Origin of the sequence: Shigella sp. FC1967 (genome assembly GCF_001743005.1) — a bacterium.
In the GTDB taxonomy this organism is placed as follows: Bacteria; Pseudomonadota; Gammaproteobacteria; order Enterobacterales; family Enterobacteriaceae; genus Proteus.
Genome location: NZ_MIIZ01000710.1, coordinates 1 through 4,281 on the forward strand (window position 1 = coordinate 1; position 4,281 = coordinate 4,281).

3 protein-coding genes and 1 pseudogene are annotated in these 4,281 nt (G+C 39.9%); all 4 read right to left on the reverse strand.

Annotated elements, in window-relative coordinates:
• Positions 1-233 precede the first annotated feature (233 nt).
• Entirely contained in the window at positions 234-1,889 is a 1,656-nt protein-coding gene (locus tag BHE89_RS10625; RefSeq protein ID WP_069369416.1) for a cation acetate symporter, read from the reverse strand.
• Positions 1,886-2,197 carry a DUF485 domain-containing protein gene (locus BHE89_RS10630; RefSeq protein ID WP_069369417.1) on the reverse strand — a complete coding sequence of 104 codons (312 nt, stop codon included), beginning with the start codon at positions 2,195-2,197 and terminating at the stop codon, positions 1,886-1,888. Before BHE89_RS10630 ends, BHE89_RS10625 begins: the two co-directional genes overlap by 4 nt.
• Positions 2,198-2,356: 159 nt before the next feature.
• Positions 2,357-4,170 (reverse strand): annotated as a pseudogene (locus tag BHE89_RS10635) (acetate--CoA ligase).
• On the reverse strand, positions 4,167-4,281 hold a 115-nt coding region (locus BHE89_RS10640), incomplete at its 5' end, for an acetyl-coenzyme A synthetase N-terminal domain-containing protein (protein WP_458694216.1). The gene BHE89_RS10640 and the pseudogene BHE89_RS10635, both read right to left, overlap by 4 nt.

Here is a 4,281-nt window from a genome sequence, read left to right on the forward strand (position 1 = left end):
TTGATTTATTTTGATTTATTTTGTTCTTATAACGGTAAAATAATGAATAATAAGTTATTTAAATAATCGTATAGATATGTAGTTAAAGCTTAAAAATATTCTAAATAAGTAAATGCGATAAATAAAATCAATATTTTTATGTTAATTGGTAGAAATCATTGGTAATGAATAACCCCAAAGTTGGCGTTCACTTTGGGGTTATTTTTATTTAGATATAACATTATTTTAGGCTGTTAATGCTGTTTACCTTGTTCAATACCTAAACCTATTTGAGAACGAATAAACTGTGCTTGGAATTTTGCTTTTTCTTGCTCACCTAAAGATGATTTATCTGTAATAGAGAAAAGCCATGAGACAACAAACGCAATGATTATTGAGAATAATGCTGGATACTCATAAGGGTATATAGGTTTTTCATGACCTAAAATACTCACCCAAATTGTTGGTCCTAAAATCATCAACATGACAGCAACTAATAGCCCAGACCATCCTCCCGCGACAGCACCTCGTGTTGTAAGTCCTTTCCAATACATAGATAACAAGATGATCGGGAAGTTACAGCTCGCCGCAATTGAGAACGCTAGCCCTACCATAAAAGCAATATTTTGCTTTTCAAATAAAATCCCTAAACCGATAGCGACAATGCCTAAGATAACCACAGTAATTTTGGATACTTTTAGCTCTTGTCTTTCATCTGCGTGACCATTTTTAATTACATTAGCGTAGAGATCATGTGAGACCGCAGATGCACCCGCTAAAGTCAGTCCTGCAACAACCGCTAAAATCGTGGCAAAGGCAACGGCTGAAATAAAGCCTAAGAAGAAATTACCACCAACGGCATCTGCTAAATGAACTGCCGCCATATTGGTTCCACCAATCAAAGCGCCAGCGGCATCTTTGAACATAGGATTAGGGCTAACGAGTAAGATAGCGCCGAAACCAATGATAAAAGTAAGAATATAGAAATAACCGATAAAACCTGTTGCATAGAAAACACTCTTACGGGCTTCTTTTGCATCACTAACAGTAAAGAAGCGCATGATGATATGAGGAAGTCCTGCCGTACCAAACATGAGAGCAAGACCTAAAGAGAGAGCAGATATAGGATCAGAAACCAACCCACCAGGACTCATGATAGAGGATCCTTTTGAGTGAACACTGACGGCTTCTTTAAATAAGGTATTGAAATTAAAATCGACAGTTTTCATCACCATAACAGCCATAAAACTTGCACCTGCAAGTAATAAGATAGCTTTAATGATTTGAACCCAAGTGGTGGCTAACATGCCCCCAAATAAAACATATAACACCATTAGAATACCGACGAGCACAACGGCAATATGGTAGTTTAAGCCGAAGAGGAGTTCGATTAATTTTCCAGCACCTACCATCTGTGCAATCAGATAAAGAGCAACAACAACCAATGATCCAATGGCGGAGAGTGTTCTTATAGGTTTAGGGCTTAAGCGATAAGAGACAACATCAGCAAAGGTATAACGCCCTAAATTACGTAAGCGTTCAGCAATGATAAAAAGAATGATAGGCCAACCAATTAGAAATCCAATTGAATAGATAAGCCCATCATAACCTGAGGTATAAACCAGTGCAGAGATCCCTAAAAACGATGCGGCAGACATAAAGTCACCTGCGATTGCCATCCCGTTTTGAAAGCCAGTAATTTTTCCTCCAGCAGTATAGTAATCAGCACGAGAGCGTGTACGTTTAGAAGCCCAATAAGTGATGTAAAGTGTTAATCCTACAAATATTAGGAACATAATGATGGCCTGAATATTCATAGGTTGTTTCTCTCCTCCTTCTGTTATTGCGGTAGCGTAAGCAACCGTTGAAGAGAGAAAAAATAAGCTTATTGCGTAGAGTAACTTTCTCATTTTTCTACCTCTTCAATAATTTCAGTGGTAAGTTTGTCGAACTCTGTATTGGCTCTAATAACGTAAATGCCCGTTAATAAAAATGAAGCGACGATTAATCCCATACCAATGGGGATACCTCGTGTAATGTAGCTTCCCTCATACAGTGGTGTACCTAACCATTGTGGATAGAACGCAATAAGTAAGATAAATGAGACATACATAACGAGCGTAATAATTGAAAGTGTCCATGAAAAACGACTACGTTTATTAACCAGTTCTTTAAAGCGAGGGTTGTTTTTTATCTCTTGATAAATATTGGCATTCATCAGAGTTCTCCTCTATATAATTGTTTGGTTTATCACTTGATTTAGAGGCTTCAATCCCCTGCATTTCATGATTTTTAGGTAAGAGAGCCCAGCAAAGGCATGAAAATGCCTTTGCTTTGTCGTATTACGTTTTTTAAATGACAGCTATTTTGTTGTGTACTAAGCCGTGAGTGAAAGAGACTGTTTTTCTTCTAACAGTTTCTCTACAACACCCGGATCTGCGAGTGTTGAGGTATCCCCGAGGTTAGTTGTGTCGCCAGAGGCAATCTTACGCAAGATACGGCGCATAATTTTCCCTGATCGTGTTTTGGGTAAGGAATCTGTCCAATGAAGGATATCAGGTGTGGCTATTGGTCCAATCTCTTTACGTACCCAGTTGCGAACTTCAGTATAAAGTTCAGGTGTTGGCTCTTCACCATGATTTAAAGTGACATAAGCATAAATGGCTTGCCCTTTAATATTGTGTGGAATACCCACTACGGCAGCTTCTGCAATCTTAGGATGTGCAACAAGCGCTGATTCAATCTCTGCTGTTCCTAAACGGTGACCCGAAATATTCAAGACATCATCAACACGCCCTGTTATCCAATAGTCACCCTCTTCATCTCGACGAGCGCCATCACCAGAGAAATACATCCCTTTAAAGGTTGAAAAGTAGGTTTGTTCAAAACGGTCGTGATCACCAAAAAGAGTCCTTGCTTGGCCAGGCCAAGAATCAGTAATCACTAAGTTACCTTCGCAAGCCCCTTGTTGTATTTCTCCCATATTATCGACAATTGCAGGCTGAACGCCGAAGAAAGGGCGTGTTGCTGAGCCTGGTTTTAGATCCATAGCACCTGGTAATGGGGTTATCATAAAACCCCCCGTTTCTGTTTGCCACCATGTATCAACGATAGGGCATTGACTGCGTCCCATCTTCTGATAGAACCACTCCCATGCTTCAGGGTTAATAGGTTCACCAACAGAGCCTAGAATGCGCAGAGAAGTGCGTTGAGTGCCCTCAATTGCTTTATCGCCTTCAGCCATTAATGCACGGATTGCAGTCGGTGCTGTATATAAGATATTGATTTGGTGTTTATCAACAACTTGAGCCATACGGTTAACAGATGGATAATTAGGAACCCCTTCAAACATAACCGTAGTCGCACCATTTGAAAGCGGACCATACAATAAGTAGCTATGTCCTGTTACCCAGCCGACATCTGCAGTACACCTTTAGGTTTGCCTGTTGAACCTGATGTATACAGGATAAAGAGAGGATCTTCTGCATCCATAACTTCAACATCACATTCTGTACTGACACCTTGAATAATTTCATCCCACCAAACATCACGCCCTTCAATCCATTGTTCAGTATGTCCTGTTCGACGAAATACTACTACATGGTTAATAGGGGGGATATCAGCGTGATTTAAAGCATCATCAACATTTTTCTTTAAAGGAATAGCGCGACCTGCACGTAAACCTTCATCAGCTGTGATCACTAATTTAGCTTTTGAATCAATGATCCTACCTGCAACAGCTTCAGGAGAGAAACCGCCAAAAATAACGGAGTGGATGGCACCAATACGAGTACAAGCGAGCATAGCGACCGCGGCTTCTGGTATCATCGGCATATAAATAGCCACAACATCGCCTTTTTTAATACCTAAGTTTTTTAATACGTTAGCGAATTGGCAAACATCTTGGTGGAGTTGTCGGTAGGTGATTTTTTTCGACTCATTTGGTGAGTCACCTTCCCAAATAATGGCAACTTGATCACCTCGTGTTTTAAGGTGGCGATCAAGACAGTTTTGACTGATATTTAGCTGACCATCTTCAAACCAGCGAATGCGTACATGGCCAGGATCAAAGGAAGTGTTCTTTACCACCGTATATGGTTTTATCCAGTCAATGATTTTCCCTTTATCTGCCCAAAAGGCCTCAGGGTTTTTGATGGATAATTCATAATCTTTTTGGTATTGGCTCTTTATTTATCGAGGGCGGTGTTCTTTACCACCGTATATGGTTTTATCCAGTCAATGATTTTCCCTTTATCTGCCCAAAAGGCCTCAGGGTTTTTGATGGATAATTCATAATCTTTT